Source organism: Streptomyces sp. S6, from assembly GCF_054880855.1.
Window position 1 is genome coordinate 1 of sequence record NZ_JBTYMC010000736.1, and the last position, 600, is coordinate 600.

Sequence of the window (600 nt, forward strand, 5' to 3'; positions counted from 1 at the left end):
AGGACGCGCCGGTCCCGCCGGCCCAGCCGAATCTGCCGGACGCGTCCGGGGCGCCCGCGCGGGCGGCGGTGGGGCTGCCGGGGCGGGTGAACGTGAGGGCGTATCGCGTGCCGTCGTAAGGGCCTCGGGGCCGAGAAACGAACAATTGCGAAACCCGGTGACCGGATCGATGCTCCCTGCGGGGGCGTCGATCCGGTCATTTTCGGTCCCACGGCCCCTTGGGGACGCTCCCCCGGACCTTCTCCCCCGTCAGGTCGAGCGTCACGTTCTGTTTCTCCCCGAGGCGCACGGTGACGCGGCGTACGGCTCCGTCGGCGTCGATCCAGTAGGTGACGGGGGAACGGCCGGTGAGGGGTGCGGCGGAGGCGGCGGGGCGGGGGCGGGGGCCGGAGAGGACGGCGTAGGGGCGGCCGTCGACGGTGTCCTCGCGCAGGTGCAGGGGGCCGGACTGGGCGAGGAGCTGGGCGTTGTCGGGGCGGTCGGCGGAGAGGGCGAGGGCGACCTGGAGGGCGGTGTCGAGGGGGGTGTTGCCGTAGGGGCGGCTGGCCCAGGAGGTGCCGGTCAGGCGGGCCGCCGCGCGCAGGGCGTCGCGCGCGGGGG

The 600-nt window shown here is 75.8% G+C and carries 1 pseudogene; it reads right to left on the reverse strand.

The window, feature by feature from the left end:
• Positions 1-196: 196 nt before the first annotated feature.
• Positions 197-600 (reverse strand): annotated as a pseudogene (locus ACVNF4_RS36775) (hypothetical protein); the annotation flags it as partial.